This window comes from Brucella tritici (assembly GCF_902825325.1).
In the GTDB taxonomy this organism is placed as follows: Bacteria; Pseudomonadota; Alphaproteobacteria; order Rhizobiales; family Rhizobiaceae; genus Brucella.
In genome coordinates, this window is sequence record NZ_CADEAR010000034.1 from 1 (window position 1) to 13011 (window position 13011).

The window sequence follows — 13011 nt, forward strand, 5'->3', positions numbered from 1 at the left end:
ATGCTCAGTTTCACCATCGAACAGCAACGGAAGGCTTATTACGATCAGTTGGAAACCCATCAGCGGACCCTCGACGTCACCGAATGGTTGGTATGGTTTTCCCAAACCGTGCTGACTGCTCAACAAACTACGCTGGATCGCGTCGCCTTTTACATCGCCAAGGCACATTTCTACAACCGGCACAGGGGAGCGTTCAATCCCCGTCAGGAGAAAGTCATTGCGCGTCTGTTCGAAGCGGGACCGGATGGCTTTATCGGTGGCCTCAGTGCCGAGAACTATCTGGCCATAACAAAGACCTCACGCGCTACCGCCACCCGCGATTTGCAGGATCTGGTCGACAAGGGCGCGTTGATACGCAGCGGTCAGCTTCGATTCACCCGATACGCACTGAACTGGCGAGCACCTCATTGACGACAAGATACTGGAAACGGTGTTGCCAAGCTGTTTGTGATTGGTTGCACGGGCGCGCGGCGGTTGCCTTTTCAAGCCGTCATTTCTGCGGCGTAGTCGGACCAAAGGCAGAAGGCATCTGCCCTGGCGTGTCGCCAGGAGTGGGATGGGAGGTGGTACCTGCGGGGACGAAAGACGGTATTTATCTGATCGTGGGCTGACAGGAAGCGCTGTGCTTGGCGGGGCGATTTGAACCGCCCCATGATCTTCTCTATCTTCCTGGTGGATCAGTTGCAAAAATTTCGGTGAGGCAAAGCGTGGCGAACCGTTGGACGCAACTATGCTGCAAGCGCTGTGAATTGTTGTTTGAGTGAAAGCGGTGCGGTTGATCCGAAATTGCCTTGCAGCTTTCGCATCATATGAACGAGCATGACACCGGCGAGCGTGATGCTGGCAGCGGCTTCAGCCTTGAAGCCGAGCATGGATCGTATCCGTCGTTTGACACGGCGATGATCCTGCTCGATGGTGTTCATGTATTTGCTCGAGCAGATGGTGATGAGCTTGCCACCATGTCGCAACCGGTTCTCTGCATCACATTGCATGATGGCCATCCGATTGGTCTGGCTGCCGTCAATTGTGATCTTCTCTGGCCTGCCATGTTGGGCCAGCCCCTTGCGGATAAAGCGTTTGCCAGCTTTCAGGTCGCGATTTCTGCTGAACATAAACCCGACTGTATCGCCGTTGCTGTCGATGGCTCGGTACGGATAAAGCCACTCACCTTTGACCTTCACATAGGTCTCATCCAGATTCCATTTGCGTGTGACTGGACGCTTCCTTCGATGGAAACACTACAAAGCCCAATTAAGCACAAAAGCATGGCCTTCGCGCTCGCCGACATCTCCAAGACTTGCTATCGATTTCTGGCAAACCGAATGTATGGCCATTCTTGAATTAAAGAGCGCTAATCCATATCTGGGATATCGCCATACTGAAACAAAATTGCGGGAGGGCCATATTCTCCAATATCAGGATCTGCTTCGCGGCTCCAGGCTACAACTCCAATGTGCTTTCCTTGCAATTCCGCCGCTGCGCGTAAAGCACGACCCTCGGTTTCAAAAGCCATTGGGTCGAATGCAGAAACTAATTCACCGGCGCCATTACGATCAAATGCCGCGACAACAATGAGCCGCGCTTTGGTCATTTAGGTGTCATTCCCTTGTCCTTGGTCATCAATGAACTTGTGAGCTTAACGCTACCGGCTGTTACGCCCACCCTTTTTGAGGTCGACGGCATAATGCTCTTTCCCTCAAGACGTTGTTTTCGCAAGCGGAGAGTTTTGGCATCCCGCTCACTTACCTCAGCGTCCAAGATAGAACGTACAGCTTTGTCTGTGCGTGAGGCGATTGACTCTCTACCTGATGGAATTCGCATGAAACGGGTATCTTTCGTAAAATAAATCAGGGAATTTTGCGTCAAGTTAGAAGTTCCTTATGAGGCGAATAAAAAAGGCCAAGCATTGCTTGGCCCAAAGCTAGTTCTTTCATTCGTGCCAGTACATCCGTGGTCACAAGAAAGAAGAAGCCTCATTTACGCTGCCTGCAAATTACAAACAGTCATTTTCCCAGACTTACGATCCTGTTCCAGGTCATAAGTCAGTTTCTGGCCCTCATTGAGCGTATGCAAGCCTGCGCGCTCAACTGCAGAAATATGAACAAATGCATCCAAGCCGCCATTGTCAGGCTGAATAAAGCCAAAGCCTTTTGCTGCATTAAACCATTTAACTGTGCCGGTGTTCATGTGAACCCCTTTCATAGCAATATTGATAGCTGCGTTTGAAAAACGCAGAGATGAAACGATTTTTTAAAGGGAGTTTTCGTTCAGCGCACGGTTCTAATCGCGCAGGGATCAAAGCTCAGCAAGAAAATCTCGATGGTTTTATTTTATTTGTTTAAATAAAATTTGTCAAACTATTAATATCTTGCGGTTCATTAAATTGATGAATAATACTTAAATCGCTTAATATTTTCGTTGTTTTTACAGTGAAATAATGATTTCAAATTTATTATTTGAGAGGCCCGGTTTGGGCGCTCTCAAACGATAATTGTTAAGCCGTCCCATAGGCGGAAGACATTTCCGTCTGTGGACCTGGGTCCGTTTGAATGTCGCCCATTACTCCAGCCATAAAATTCTTCAGGATTATCGCTGACTCATTGTAATTAGGTCCTGGTAGGGGCTTCATCCTGGACGTGAGATAGCCGGCCTTAATAATCATCTGCTTCAGAATGCGATGGTTTGAGTGAAAATCGCCATTATAGATATTGGAAGACATGGCGTCCTCCTTTCAAATTGCGGGCAAGGGCAATTGAACCCATGTCAGCAGAGCCCGTATTCAATCAATTCACTGACAATTTAGGGTGGACTGTTTGTGGTTTGATAGCAAGCGTACAATTAAGGTCACTTAGGGGCAAGATACTTGATCTGAAACATTCCGAATGATTTCATCTTCGGAAATTTAGCTCTGCATAAAAAAAGAACCCCGCAGCGAGAACCGCGCGGGGCTAGAAGTCATATGTCATCGGCAGGCAGAATTTTATTCAGGAAAACGTGAAAATCAAGTAGCTTTTCAATCGCCGTGTTTTTTCTCTGCACCTTCCAGGCGCACTAAAAGTTCCAAAAAGGTATCTTCGTTAATGTTGGAGGATGTCGTCATCAATCCGTCTTTCAACGCGTCTGCTATTGCTTGTGAGGGGAGATCACGATGTCTCACGCCCGCCGTAAAACGACTAGCGGTATGGTATATGTTTGGTCGTTCTGGCATGCACCCAACGCCTTCATCTTTTTCGGTAGAACAAACGTGCAGCGGCTATGTTCCGATAATTGCCAAATCGAAATAGGTATTTTGCATAAGGCCCGGGATGTCCAGAAACATCCCGGGCCACGCTTGGCAAATGAGGTGCATGTCCTTCCCGTGCGCTTTATCGGCTGAGCTTCCTGCAACCCTGCGGTTAATGAAAAATGCCCTCCTTTAGGGACGAGCTAGGCAGCGCTGCGCCATGACCCGGCGTTAAGTGAGGGGTGCAGTTAGCTACCGGGTAAACACCTTTCGAGTGGCGCTTTTGATACTTCTGGTGCGCCAGACGCGCGGCTAGCTCACAGATGTACGATTGGTCTCTCAACCCGCTCTCGTATAACATGATGATGCCGGATGCTAATTCTGATGGAGAATAGGTGCGATCGCTTTCTTCGAGCATTATCGCTGCATTGCTAGAACAGCTCCGCATAAAATTGACTTCAAGCGGATTATATATCCGGCTCGCTTCGTTAAATAGCGACATAGTGGCCTCCCTTCTGCATGTGCCAAAGGAACACCCCACAACATTAACGTCAGAAAATTATGGGGGATGATGGCAAATGAATCAACCTGAAAAGTCCTCGCCTGCCGAAGCGAGCCAAGCCGCTACAGACGCCGCACACCCTACTTGCAGAAAATGTGTTTGTTCCAAAAATTAGGTGACTATGACAACTACCCGTAGGCATACAACTTAAAATTAACAAACTAGAAGAATTCTCGCGAAAATTGATACAGATGGTGCTATACTCAAAATCCAACGCATAATTATGTGCGTTCGATCGTTGAAGATCGGATACCATCATGAACAGGTTTGAATGGTTAAAGCCCGCCCTCGGCGGAGCATTGGTTGGTGCCATTGCGGCAATTGCTATTGGGTTTTCCGTCGGAGGTTGGGTCACGCACGGCACTTCTGAGCGCCTGATTGTATCCAACATATCGGACGGGGTGACGCTCGCCCTGACACCTTACTGTCTTGAAAAATCAAGAAACGATCCGGCTGTTGTGAACATCCTGGCTGAGTTTAAGGCCGCCCCAGCTTACTCTCGCCGTAGCCTTATCGAGAAGTCAGGTTGGGCCACACCGCTGGGAACAGAGCAACCCAACACCGCGCTGGCAACTGCGTGCGGCAACGAACTCGCAAAGGCGCTTTAATATGGCGGGAAGTCTAATGAGGAGGCTATCATGAAAAAACAACGTAATCGTAACATTGGATTGGAAACTTCTGTACGCCCACGTCACGATAAGGACACGACGGCCAGCAGAAGCGACCTAAGAAACGCTCATGAACAGATGAACTCACCATCAAAGGATTGGACGCAGCTTGCGAACATTCTTCGGCGTTCTTGCGGTGGATTCTCACGTTCCCGGTCGCCGCGCCATTCTTTACCGAGGAGTAAACGCAATGGCTAATGACACCACAGCTCTAGAACGAAAGGTTCTTGCACACGAGCAAATACTTCAGGTTCTCATCGGGCATCTGGCTGAAACTGAACCCAAATTTCTGGATCGACTAAAGGCGGTATTCACGCGCCATCATATCATTGGCTCCAATGAACAGGACTATGTTAATACAGCTCAGTATGCTGAACAATTCATTCATGAAGTCGAGAGGATGCAAGAGTATAAGGCGACGCGTTGATTTTCTCCGGATCATGAATATCTAACAGATTCTTGGGCTGATTATTTCTAAATACATAAATATCAAATGACTGCTTGCGCTTTAACTCGAAAAGGCGCACTGTTTATTATCCACAGCTATTGAAACGGGCGCTGTCGTCGGGAGAGAACAATCTCCGGCCCCAAAAATGAAGGGGACACGCGATGTCTTCCGCTTCACACCTGCCCTACTTTGGCCCTGAAGACTTCCCTTTGCTTCGCGCTTTTCTGCAACGTTCAGGCTATTCGTTGGAGGGGTGCGAAAAGCCAGAGACCCGCCTGGAAGCCGCCAAACACCTTTGTGAGATATTCAGCGACGGGCGCCACGATCCCGTCCAGATGCTGGACATGCTTTTGGCAATTCGCGCCCAACGCTTGTCACAATCCAATCAAAGAGAACTGGAAGCCTGGGAGAATGAAGGTGGCTATACGGCCCCGCAAGTCACGGCAAAGTCCTCAGTCCTGCAATGGCCTCCTCGAAAGAGGCTCCGGTTGAGGCTTGCCCATGGCTGATACTTTGCGTTCCCCAATATCAGACGTTGAGGTGAGAGTGCGAAGGACCGGGGTTCGCCGCGACCAGCTCTATCCCGCGATCCGGAATATTGTGCGGATAGAGAACCGGGTCCGCGAACCGTTCAGCGCGAGATGTTTAGCCAAACACATGCCCTCGACGCATATACCTTGGTTGAAAAGCTATTTGAGCTCTCATGCGGCAACGTCGCTTCGGGACCGAGAGGCATATTTCGTGAGGGTATGTCGGGGCTGGTATCGTCTCAATGACACGTGATCAATCTGGCGAGGAGAAACTGTCAGTCCAAAAATCGTTGGATCGTAAAGTGAGCGTGTATCTGATCGCGTTCCTCATAATATGCATCGATATCGGATTGGTCGTCTGGGTGCTCGGCTCCTACGTCTATTAATCACCAAGCAGTCATGCGAGGCGCTAAAACGTATGCTTTCCCACAAGAATGAAGTCTGCACTTCCATGAATGCCAACGTTTTGTACGTCCACGCTCAGCAAACCGTCGCCTTTTTCCGACGATAACTGAACGAGCTCGCTTGAATAAGCCTGCCGGAGCATGTCCATGCTTGCCCACAAGACGCCCTTTGTAAACGTCTTCTCGCCTTCCGTGAGTATGGAAATACTGTAGCTAACAGAACCGAGGTTCTTTCCTTCGCAATACAAATTGCCTATTGAACTAAATTTAGATGTTGGCATGATTGCATCCCGATACGGGTTGTGTCTCCTCACCAAGCAAAGTGGGAGACACAGCTATAACTAATGCCGTTTTGTTTTGATCAAGTCACTTGCAGGAGTAGGAAAGCGACCTGCAACAACGTCTGTTGACGCAGTTTTCTCCTTGACCTTATCTTTCTTTGGCTTTCTTATTTCTCGGTTACTTCTTTTCTGACCACGGGGCATTTTGAAAAACTTCCTGTTTTTGAGGAATTAACTAATTCTTTCATACCGGACCAATCCCGTGACGGTTCAAATCACCGCTGGAGATACTTCCACATTCTCACGGGCATATTGCCGAGAAAGCTGCGACATCGCTCGCGATGGTGAGCGTACAGATTGAAATTCCTGAATGAGTAGCCTTGCTGCGGATATGTGAGCGGCACGGTTTTCTGCGGTGTCGTAAAGCCGATAGCCGGCGCGTCGCAGTATTTCACGCATCATTCGAAAGTCGGTAGGTCCAAAGTAGGGCTTGATAATTTTGGAAGACATTTCGTCCTCCTTGTATTGGGGCTGGAGTATGCACTCGCAACCGACAGCGCCCGTTTCAAAAGCTGTCGAGACATGCACCATGCGCTTTAAATTTGAGCAAAGCAACTGAGGCTGAATTGCGACGGCAGATCGGCTCAATCATTGCATAAGAAGCTACTTCATGTCCTCCACGGTGATGCGATAGGAAGTTTGCCGAGCCTGTGAATAGACCTCGCGAGCAGCATCGTAGATCAGTTTCCGTGAGGCGTCGAAGGCAGCAAGAAGCGATAATTCCGTCGCTGCAATGGCGCCATTCTTCTCCAGGGCGGGCTTATCGATTAGAAATGGGACGGAGGTCATTCCATCGTAGCCGACAAATCGCACGCCCACCTCAAGATCATCGAAACTTCTGCTGGGGTTTGGAAATGAAAGGGCCATTACTTTTCGCTTTTTATTGCGCCGCCTTCGTCATCTCAACGATCGGCGGCCTTTGCCATTCTTCGATGTTTCTTGATAAACTGTGTCAGGGCGATCTGTAGCCGACCTTCGTCACGTGTTCCCTCCTGAAATCGACGTGTCAGATAACGTGCAGCATCAGTGCGCAAATCTTGTGTGTCGCCGGGTTTGCGAGCCTCCCTTAGAAGTCGCGAAATCATAGTGATTTTTCTAGAATTCAACGCGATGGAAGACATTTCGTCCTCCTTTGTTGCGGGTCAGGCATTTGAAGCCCAAATGACAGCACCCGTTTCAATTACTGTCGTTATAATCATCATGCGCTTTATGTAAGGAGAAAGCAAATAAGGCTCCAATTCCATTGCTGTAAACTCAGACTGGCTGCTTCGCTAAAAATGCTTCCTTGGTCATATAATCTGCGGTTCTCAACAGCGGTCCACGGCTATCCATATCAACAATGCTGCCAATGTATGAATGCTGCTGTACCAACTATCAATTGTGAATTCCCCAGGTCTTGCGCAATACGCCTCCGGGCGACTTGGGAGCTAGACAGCCGGACAATTTACGAACTGGCGACAATGTGTCGAAACAGCTTTGCCTATTGACAGACTATTTATATCCATTATTCTAGATATATGGAAAATGAAGAAGCAATAACCGCTTTTGCCGCTCTGGCCCAACTGACCCGGCTCGACACATTCCGCCTGCTGGTGAAGCACGAACCCGCGGGAATCCCCGCCGGTGAATTGGCGCGTATGCTGGATGTGCCACAGAATACGATGTCTGCTCATCTCGCGACGCTGTCTCGTTCTGGTCTAGTGAAAGGCGAACGTCAAAGCCGTTCGATCATCTATCGCGCTGATCTTGACCGTTTTCGAGAGCTGACGCTTTTCATGATCAACGACTGTTGTGGTGGCAATGCGAAACTTTGTGCGCCTTTAATTGAAAGCCTGACACCGTGCTGCGAACCAAAAGCGGCAACGCAATGAACTATTCTCGATGATTTTGGCCCTCGTCTAACGGACTAATCAAATGACTGACCATGTATACAACGTGCTCTTCTTGTGCACGGGCAATTCCGCACGCTCAATTTTGGGCGAAGCAATTCTGAACAAGGACGGTAAAGGGCGTTTTCACGCCTATTCGGCTGGTAGTCAGCCAAAAGGCGACGTTCATCCTCTCGCGATCAAGGAACTGGACGCTCTTGGCTATTCCACCGAGAACCTGAGCTCAAAAAGCTGGGACGTGTTTTCAGGTACCGACGCCCCTCAGATGGATTTCATTTTCACGGTCTGTGACAACGCTGCCGGAGAGGCCTGCCCTGTCTGGATTGGCCATCCTATGACAGCCCACTGGGGCATTGAGGACCCAGCCGCTGTCGAAGGAAATGACGCGGAAAAACAGTGCGCCTTTGCACAGGCGGCCCGCTTTATGAAAAACCGGATATCAGCATTCCTGAGCCTTCCTCACGCCACGATAGACCGCATGGCGCTTCAAAATCATCTGAAAGCAATCGGCACCATGGAAGGCAACACACAGACAAATGTGGAGAATAACTGATGTCCACATTCGAACGTTATCTGACTGTATGGGTAGCTCTGTGCATCGTCGCAGGCGTTGCCTTGGGCCATTTTTTTCCGACAGTTTTTCATGCAATCGGATCTGCTGAAGTCGCCAGGGTCAACATTCCAGTCGCTATTCTCATCTGGCTCATGATCATCCCCATGTTGCTAAAGATCGATTTCAGCGCCTTGAGACAGGTCACTGAGCACTGGCGCGGCATTGGCGTCACGCTCTTTATCAATTGGGCCGTCAAACCATTCTCTATGGCGCTTCTCGGTTGGCTATTTATCGGCTGGTTGTTTCGCCCTTATCTGCCTGCTGACCAGATCGATTCCTACATTGCTGGACTGATTATTCTCGCAGCCGCCCCTTGCACGGCAATGGTGTTCGTCTGGTCCAACCTGACCAAGGGCGAGCCGCATTTCACGCTGTCGCAGGTCGCTCTGAACGATGCGATCATGGTTGTGGCATTTGCCCCTATCGTCGGGCTACTGCTCGGACTGTCGGCAATTACTGTCCCGTGGGATACGCTCGTTTTGTCGGTTGTCCTCTATATCGTCATTCCGGTGATTATCGCTCAAATCCTACGCAGAAGCATTCTCGCCAGCGGAGGACAACGAGCCTTCGATGCAATGCTGAAGACACTACAGCCGCTGTCTCTGATTGCGCTTTTGGCGACACTCGTACTGCTATTCGGTTTTCAGGGAGAGCAGATCATCGCACAGCCCATGATCATTGCGATGCTGGCCGTCCCGATCCTCATCCAGGTCTATTTCAACTCTGGCCTCGCCTATCTGTTGAATCGCATTTCAGGCGAGCAACATTGCGTCGCCGGTCCCTCGGCTTTGATTGGTGCTTCAAATTTCTTCGAACTGGCAGTAGCAGCCTCAATCAGCCTATTCGGTTTCTCATCTGGTGCGGCGCTTGCAACAGTGGTTGGCGTTCTTGTTGAAGTGCCTGTCATGCTTTCCGTTGTATGGATCGTGAACCGTTCCAAGGGCTGGTACGAACGCGGTGCCAATCAAAAGTCAGTCACCGAAACAGGAAAACTCTGATGTCAGTTACGATCTATCACAATCCGAACTGTGGCACGTCTCGCAACACATTGGCCTTGATCCGTGCCAGCGGCGAAGAGCCTGTTGTCATTGAATATGTGCAAAATCCGCCTTCGCGAGAACGTCTGGTCCAACTGCTCACTGCAATGCAGACGACACCTCGCCAGCTCCTTCGCGAGAAAGGCACACCATATGCCGAATTGGGATTGTCCGATCTAAACTGGACCGATGATGAACTGGTCGACTTCATGATGGCGCATCCTATCCTGATCAATCGTCCAATCGTGGCAACGCCGCTTGGCACCAAACTGTGCCGTCCGTCAGAACTGGTTCTCGACATACTGGCGAATCCGGTGTCGTCATTCACCAAAGAGGACGGAGAAGTCATCACCTATGAAAGAAAGTCCCGCTGACATGGACCTGTCGAACCTCGATCAGAATTCCTTCGCATTGCCCGACCTGGATGCACTACGCGCCGACTTTCCAAAGCATAAGCCTCGTATCCTTTTGCTCTATGGCTCACTTCGTGATCGTTCCTATAGTCGGTTTCTGACGCTGGAAGCGCAGCGCCTTCTCGATGCGATGGGTGCTGAAACGCGTGTCTTTCATGCCAATGGTCTTCCCTTGCCAGACGACGGTTCAGCAGAGCATCCGAAGGTTCAGGAATTGCGTGAGGCAATGCTTTGGTCAGAAGGGCAAGTCTGGACCAGTCCAGAACGTCATGGAGCCATGAGCGCCGTCATGAAATCGCAGATCGACTGGATTCCATTGCCGGGTGGAGCAATTCGTTCGACGCAGGGCCGAACTCTGGCATTGATGCAGGTATCCGGCGGATCGCAGAGCTTCAACGCCGTCAATCAGATGCGCATTCTGGGGCGCTGGATGCGAATGATCACCATTCCAAACCAGTCATCCGTTGCAAAGGCGTGGCAGGAATTCGACGACGCTGGACGGATGAAACCTTCGTCGTTCTATGATCGCGTGGTTGATGTGATGGAAGAACTGATGAAGTTTACACTTTTGACGCGTGGCATCTCTGATCATCTCACAGACCGTTATAGCGAGCGCAAGGAAGAAGCGGCCAAACTCGAAAAGCGTGTTTCGTTGAAATCAATATGAGCGTTGAACGGCTTCCCATTGCGGCCATCGCCGGTCTCGGACTGACCCAGAATATCGGTTACGGCACTTTATACTATTCCTTCAGCATTCTCGCGCCGTCCATGGCGCGGGACTTTTCCGTTTCCAACGAATGGATTTTCGGAGCGCTGTCAGTTGCCCTATTAGCAGGGGGCTTTCTGGCTCCCTGGTTAGGCAAATGGATTGATCGTTACGGCGCAGGTCGCATGATGACGATAGGCTCGATACTGGCCGCCGTCTCTCTCATACTGTGTTCGCTTTCTCCAAATGCTTTGGCGTTTGCAGGTGCGCTGACGATCATCGAAATCGCGGCAAACCTCGTCCAATATGGAGCAGCCTTTGCATTATTGGTGCAATTAGCGCCAAATGTTGCCCAGCGTAGTATCACCTATCTGACATTGATTGCAGGCTTTGCCTCGACAATTTTCTGGCCCATCACAACAACGCTTCAGCATTGGCTTACCTGGCAACAGACCTATTTAATGTTCGCTTGCCTCCATTTGTTTCTCTGCGTGCCGGTACACCTTATGCTCGCGCGTTCTATTGCAAAGAGTGGTCGAAAACGATCAACGAATGGAACAGTCACAACCGCCTGTTCAGGTGATCTGCCTGCCCATCAACGGCGCAAAGGTTTCGTGCTTATTCTCGTGGCATTCTCGACGCAGGCTCTCGTTGCAGCGGCCATTCTGGTCCATATGGTGCCGATGTTGGGCGCGCTCGGTCTTGCAGGTTCTGCAGCTTTTATTGGCGCGATATTCGGACCTTCTCAGGTAGCCAGCCGCCTGATCAATATGCTCGGTGGCAAAAATCTCGCTCCGATCAGTCTGGCAGTAATCTCTGCATCCTTGATGGGGCTAGCCCTCATTGTTCTGCTATTCGGAGCTCCATCCATTATTGCGACGATGATGTTTGCCTGTCTTTTTGGCTTCGGAAACGGTCTCTTCAGTATTGTCTCTGGAACATTGCCGCTGTCACTATTCGGCAGTGACGGCTACGGTGCCATGCAAGGCAAGATCATGTCAGCCAGACTAATCATTTCGGCCACTGCGCCATTCGCCATGGCTTTCGGTATAGCGAATTTTGGTGCGAACTGGAGCCTCACTACTCTGGCTCTTTCTGCCGCGCTGGCCGTGGCAATGCTAAACGGATTGAGGTTGCTTCGTTAATGTCTGCTTTCAGTCAGAAGCAATTGGGAGCGTGATGACGACAATTGCGCGAAAGCGGTCCTTCGTGTGGGCGCGCCAAACGGCAGCAGCGAGCCCAAAGTTGCTGCAAACGTGCTGGCGGGTTAGCCTACGAGCGGACCAATGTCCGCCTTTGGGAGACACAACCAGTGAATTGGAAACCTGTAGATTACCCTTCAATGAGCCCTTATGTGATTTGCGCTGACGGGGATGAAATGATTACTTTCGTGGAGAAAGTCTTCGGTGGAAAGCTTCAGCGTCGCTTCAATCGACCGGATGGATCATTGATGCATGCGGAAGTCCGGATTGACGACAGCATTTTGATGATCGGCGGAGGAGCAACCTCAGCCCAGCAAGTCGCGCCGCATATCCATGTTTATGTTCCAGATGCCTACGAAGTTTTTGACCGAGCTGTTGCCGCGGGAGCAACTATCCTTCAGGAACCTCAGAGAAAGCGGGACGATGATGACCTACGGGGAGGCGTCCAGGACGCCTCCGGGACGACGTGGTGGATTGCGTCTCAATAGCCAAGTCGGTAGAAATTTATCTTAGCGTAACAATTGCTTCTCCGCGAGGCGGCTGAACTTTCAAGAATTTTGCGTGAGCCTAAACGGCAGCTTCGTCCGCTTGGCGGACCTCTGCGTGGGCCGTAGCGAACGGCCGCTTTCAGGATTCCGTAATACCGCGGTGAACGACCGGGATAAAGCGCAAAGCGGACGCACAACAGCTTCTCCGCAATTAGGGTGGGGAGCACTAGGGGGGGGCTTCTATTGCTCATAAGTATATAATATTGAGAGCGATAGAAACGGATGTTATCGCTCATGCCCTGGAACTGGACACAGCCTGATTGGCCGCATTTTCGCTATGACGCGTCTGCACTCGCGGCACTGGAACAGCGATTTCTGCTCTCCGCCGGCGAAGTCATCGGCGCTGTGCATCACATCGATCCCGACGACCGCGACCGATTGCGCATCGAACTCTTGAGCGACGAAGCGATCAAGACGAGCGCGATCG

17 protein-coding genes and 3 pseudogenes are annotated in these 13011 nt (G+C 50.6%); 12 read left to right on the forward strand and 8 right to left on the reverse strand.

Features of this window, described 5'->3' with window-relative positions; genetic code table 11:
- Window positions 1-411 (forward strand): annotated as a pseudogene (locus HWX93_RS21600) (Fic family protein); the annotation flags it as partial.
- Between the two features lie 71 nt (window positions 412-482).
- Here HWX93_RS21600 and HWX93_RS21605 read toward each other — a convergent pair.
- The 5 genes and pseudogenes from HWX93_RS21605 to HWX93_RS21625 all read right to left on the reverse strand — a co-directional run.
- Window positions 483-674, reverse strand: a pseudogene (locus tag HWX93_RS21605) (IS6 family transposase); the annotation flags it as partial.
- A 54-nt stretch (window positions 675-728) separates the two neighbouring features.
- Window positions 729-1238: pseudogene (locus tag HWX93_RS21610) on the reverse strand (IS6 family transposase); the annotation flags it as partial.
- A 113-nt stretch (window positions 1239-1351) separates the two neighbouring features.
- Window positions 1352-1591: a hypothetical protein gene (locus HWX93_RS21615; RefSeq protein ID WP_036589319.1), complete on the reverse strand. Its 240-nt coding sequence runs from the start codon at window positions 1589-1591 to the stop codon at window positions 1352-1354.
- A 386-nt stretch (window positions 1592-1977) separates the two neighbouring features.
- A complete protein-coding gene (locus HWX93_RS21620) occupies window positions 1978-2187 on the reverse strand; it encodes a cold-shock protein (RefSeq protein ID WP_029928430.1) in 210 nt (69 codons plus the stop codon).
- Between the two features lie 307 nt (window positions 2188-2494).
- On the reverse strand, window positions 2495-2719 hold the full coding sequence (locus HWX93_RS21625) for a hypothetical protein (RefSeq protein ID WP_036589317.1): 225 nt from the start codon (window positions 2717-2719) through the stop codon (window positions 2495-2497).
- A gap of 1323 nt (window positions 2720-4042) precedes the next feature.
- Here HWX93_RS21625 and HWX93_RS21630 point away from each other — a divergent pair.
- The 3 genes from HWX93_RS21630 (at window position 4043) to HWX93_RS21640 (ending at window position 5410) form a co-directional block, all read left to right on the forward strand.
- Entirely contained in the window at window positions 4043-4393 is a 351-nt protein-coding gene (locus tag HWX93_RS21630) for a hypothetical protein (protein WP_176038679.1), read from the forward strand.
- A gap of 250 nt (window positions 4394-4643) precedes the next feature.
- Window positions 4644-4880, forward strand: coding sequence for a hypothetical protein (locus tag HWX93_RS21635; protein ID WP_051517915.1), 237 nt, complete (start codon window positions 4644-4646; stop codon window positions 4878-4880).
- 182 nt (window positions 4881-5062) lie between these two features.
- Complete coding sequence (locus HWX93_RS21640; RefSeq protein WP_036589312.1) at window positions 5063-5410, forward strand: hypothetical protein; 348 nt, start codon at window positions 5063-5065, stop codon at window positions 5408-5410.
- A 976-nt stretch (window positions 5411-6386) separates the two neighbouring features.
- Here the strand turns inward: HWX93_RS21640 and HWX93_RS21645 are convergent.
- The 3 genes from HWX93_RS21645 to HWX93_RS21655 all read right to left on the reverse strand — a co-directional run bounded on the left by HWX93_RS21645 (window position 6387) and on the right by HWX93_RS21655 (window position 7297).
- A complete protein-coding gene (locus HWX93_RS21645; RefSeq protein WP_151607203.1) occupies window positions 6387-6626 on the reverse strand; it encodes a hypothetical protein in 240 nt (79 codons plus the stop codon).
- Between the two features lie 153 nt (window positions 6627-6779).
- Window positions 6780-7043: a DUF1488 domain-containing protein gene (locus HWX93_RS21650; protein WP_151607205.1), complete on the reverse strand. Its 264-nt coding sequence runs from the start codon at window positions 7041-7043 to the stop codon at window positions 6780-6782.
- A gap of 35 nt (window positions 7044-7078) precedes the next feature.
- Window positions 7079-7297 (reverse strand): hypothetical protein, encoded by a 219-nt coding sequence (locus HWX93_RS21655; RefSeq protein WP_151607207.1) that lies wholly within the window; start codon window positions 7295-7297, stop codon window positions 7079-7081.
- 396 nt (window positions 7298-7693) lie between these two features.
- Here HWX93_RS21655 and HWX93_RS21660 point away from each other — a divergent pair, with 396 nt between their 5' ends.
- From HWX93_RS21660 to HWX93_RS21695, 8 genes are all read left to right on the forward strand, one after another.
- Window positions 7694-8047: an ArsR/SmtB family transcription factor gene (locus tag HWX93_RS21660; protein ID WP_151607209.1), complete on the forward strand. Its 354-nt coding sequence runs from the start codon at window positions 7694-7696 to the stop codon at window positions 8045-8047.
- A 43-nt stretch (window positions 8048-8090) separates the two neighbouring features.
- The gene (locus HWX93_RS21665) at window positions 8091-8618 is read left to right on the forward strand and encodes an arsenate reductase ArsC (RefSeq protein ID WP_151614792.1); all 528 of its coding nucleotides are present in this window, start codon (window positions 8091-8093) and stop codon (window positions 8616-8618) included.
- Window positions 8618-9676, forward strand: a complete 1059-nt coding sequence (gene arsB / locus HWX93_RS21670; protein ID WP_176038680.1) for an ACR3 family arsenite efflux transporter — start codon at window positions 8618-8620, stop codon at window positions 9674-9676. The genes HWX93_RS21665 and arsB overlap by 1 nt, the downstream gene beginning before the upstream one ends.
- Window positions 9676-10089, forward strand: a complete 414-nt coding sequence (arsC, locus tag HWX93_RS21675; protein WP_151607215.1) for an arsenate reductase (glutaredoxin) — start codon at window positions 9676-9678, stop codon at window positions 10087-10089. The genes arsB and arsC overlap by 1 nt, the downstream gene beginning before the upstream one ends.
- Window positions 10070-10795 (forward strand): arsenical resistance protein ArsH, encoded by a 726-nt coding sequence (gene arsH, locus HWX93_RS21680; protein WP_176038681.1) that lies wholly within the window; start codon window positions 10070-10072, stop codon window positions 10793-10795. Before arsC ends, arsH begins: the two co-directional genes overlap by 20 nt.
- The gene (gene arsK, locus HWX93_RS21685; RefSeq protein ID WP_151607219.1) at window positions 10792-11979 is read left to right on the forward strand and encodes an arsenite efflux MFS transporter ArsK; all 1188 of its coding nucleotides are present in this window, start codon (window positions 10792-10794) and stop codon (window positions 11977-11979) included. The genes arsH and arsK overlap by 4 nt, the downstream gene beginning before the upstream one ends.
- A 167-nt stretch (window positions 11980-12146) precedes the next feature.
- Complete coding sequence (locus HWX93_RS21690) at window positions 12147-12524, forward strand: VOC family protein (RefSeq protein WP_210251093.1); 378 nt, start codon at window positions 12147-12149, stop codon at window positions 12522-12524.
- Between the two features lie 294 nt (window positions 12525-12818).
- On the forward strand, window positions 12819-13011 hold a 193-nt coding region (locus HWX93_RS21695; RefSeq protein WP_176038682.1), incomplete at its 3' end, for a DUF4172 domain-containing protein.

What these genes read in the sequence shown, in the direction of transcription:
- HWX93_RS21655 (WP_151607207.1), bottom strand. Translation starts at nt 7,297, where the DNA reads ATGTCTTCCATCGCGTTGAATTCTAGAAAAATCACTATGATTTCGCGA.
- arsB (WP_176038680.1), top strand. Translation starts at nt 8,618, where the DNA reads ATGTCCACATTCGAACGTTATCTGACTGTATGGGTAGCTCTGTGCATC.
- arsK (WP_151607219.1), top strand. Translation starts at nt 10,792, where the DNA reads ATGAGCGTTGAACGGCTTCCCATTGCGGCCATCGCCGGTCTCGGACTG.
- arsC (WP_151607215.1), top strand. Translation starts at nt 9,676, where the DNA reads ATGTCAGTTACGATCTATCACAATCCGAACTGTGGCACGTCTCGCAAC.
- HWX93_RS21635 (WP_051517915.1), top strand. Translation starts at nt 4,644, where the DNA reads ATGGCTAATGACACCACAGCTCTAGAACGAAAGGTTCTTGCACACGAG.
- HWX93_RS21615 (WP_036589319.1), bottom strand. Translation starts at nt 1,591, where the DNA reads ATGACCAAAGCGCGGCTCATTGTTGTCGCGGCATTTGATCGTAATGGC.
- HWX93_RS21645 (WP_151607203.1), bottom strand. Translation starts at nt 6,626, where the DNA reads ATGTCTTCCAAAATTATCAAGCCCTACTTTGGACCTACCGACTTTCGA.
- HWX93_RS21630 (WP_176038679.1), top strand. Translation starts at nt 4,043, where the DNA reads ATGAACAGGTTTGAATGGTTAAAGCCCGCCCTCGGCGGAGCATTGGTT.
- HWX93_RS21660 (WP_151607209.1), top strand. Translation starts at nt 7,694, where the DNA reads ATGGAAAATGAAGAAGCAATAACCGCTTTTGCCGCTCTGGCCCAACTG.
- HWX93_RS21665 (WP_151614792.1), top strand. Translation starts at nt 8,091, where the DNA reads ATGACTGACCATGTATACAACGTGCTCTTCTTGTGCACGGGCAATTCC.
- HWX93_RS21620 (WP_029928430.1), bottom strand. Translation starts at nt 2,187, where the DNA reads ATGAACACCGGCACAGTTAAATGGTTTAATGCAGCAAAAGGCTTTGGC.
- HWX93_RS21640 (WP_036589312.1), top strand. Translation starts at nt 5,063, where the DNA reads ATGTCTTCCGCTTCACACCTGCCCTACTTTGGCCCTGAAGACTTCCCT.
- HWX93_RS21625 (WP_036589317.1), bottom strand. Translation starts at nt 2,719, where the DNA reads ATGTCTTCCAATATCTATAATGGCGATTTTCACTCAAACCATCGCATT.
- HWX93_RS21650 (WP_151607205.1), bottom strand. Translation starts at nt 7,043, where the DNA reads ATGGCCCTTTCATTTCCAAACCCCAGCAGAAGTTTCGATGATCTTGAG.
- arsH (WP_176038681.1), top strand. Translation starts at nt 10,070, where the DNA reads ATGAAAGAAAGTCCCGCTGACATGGACCTGTCGAACCTCGATCAGAAT.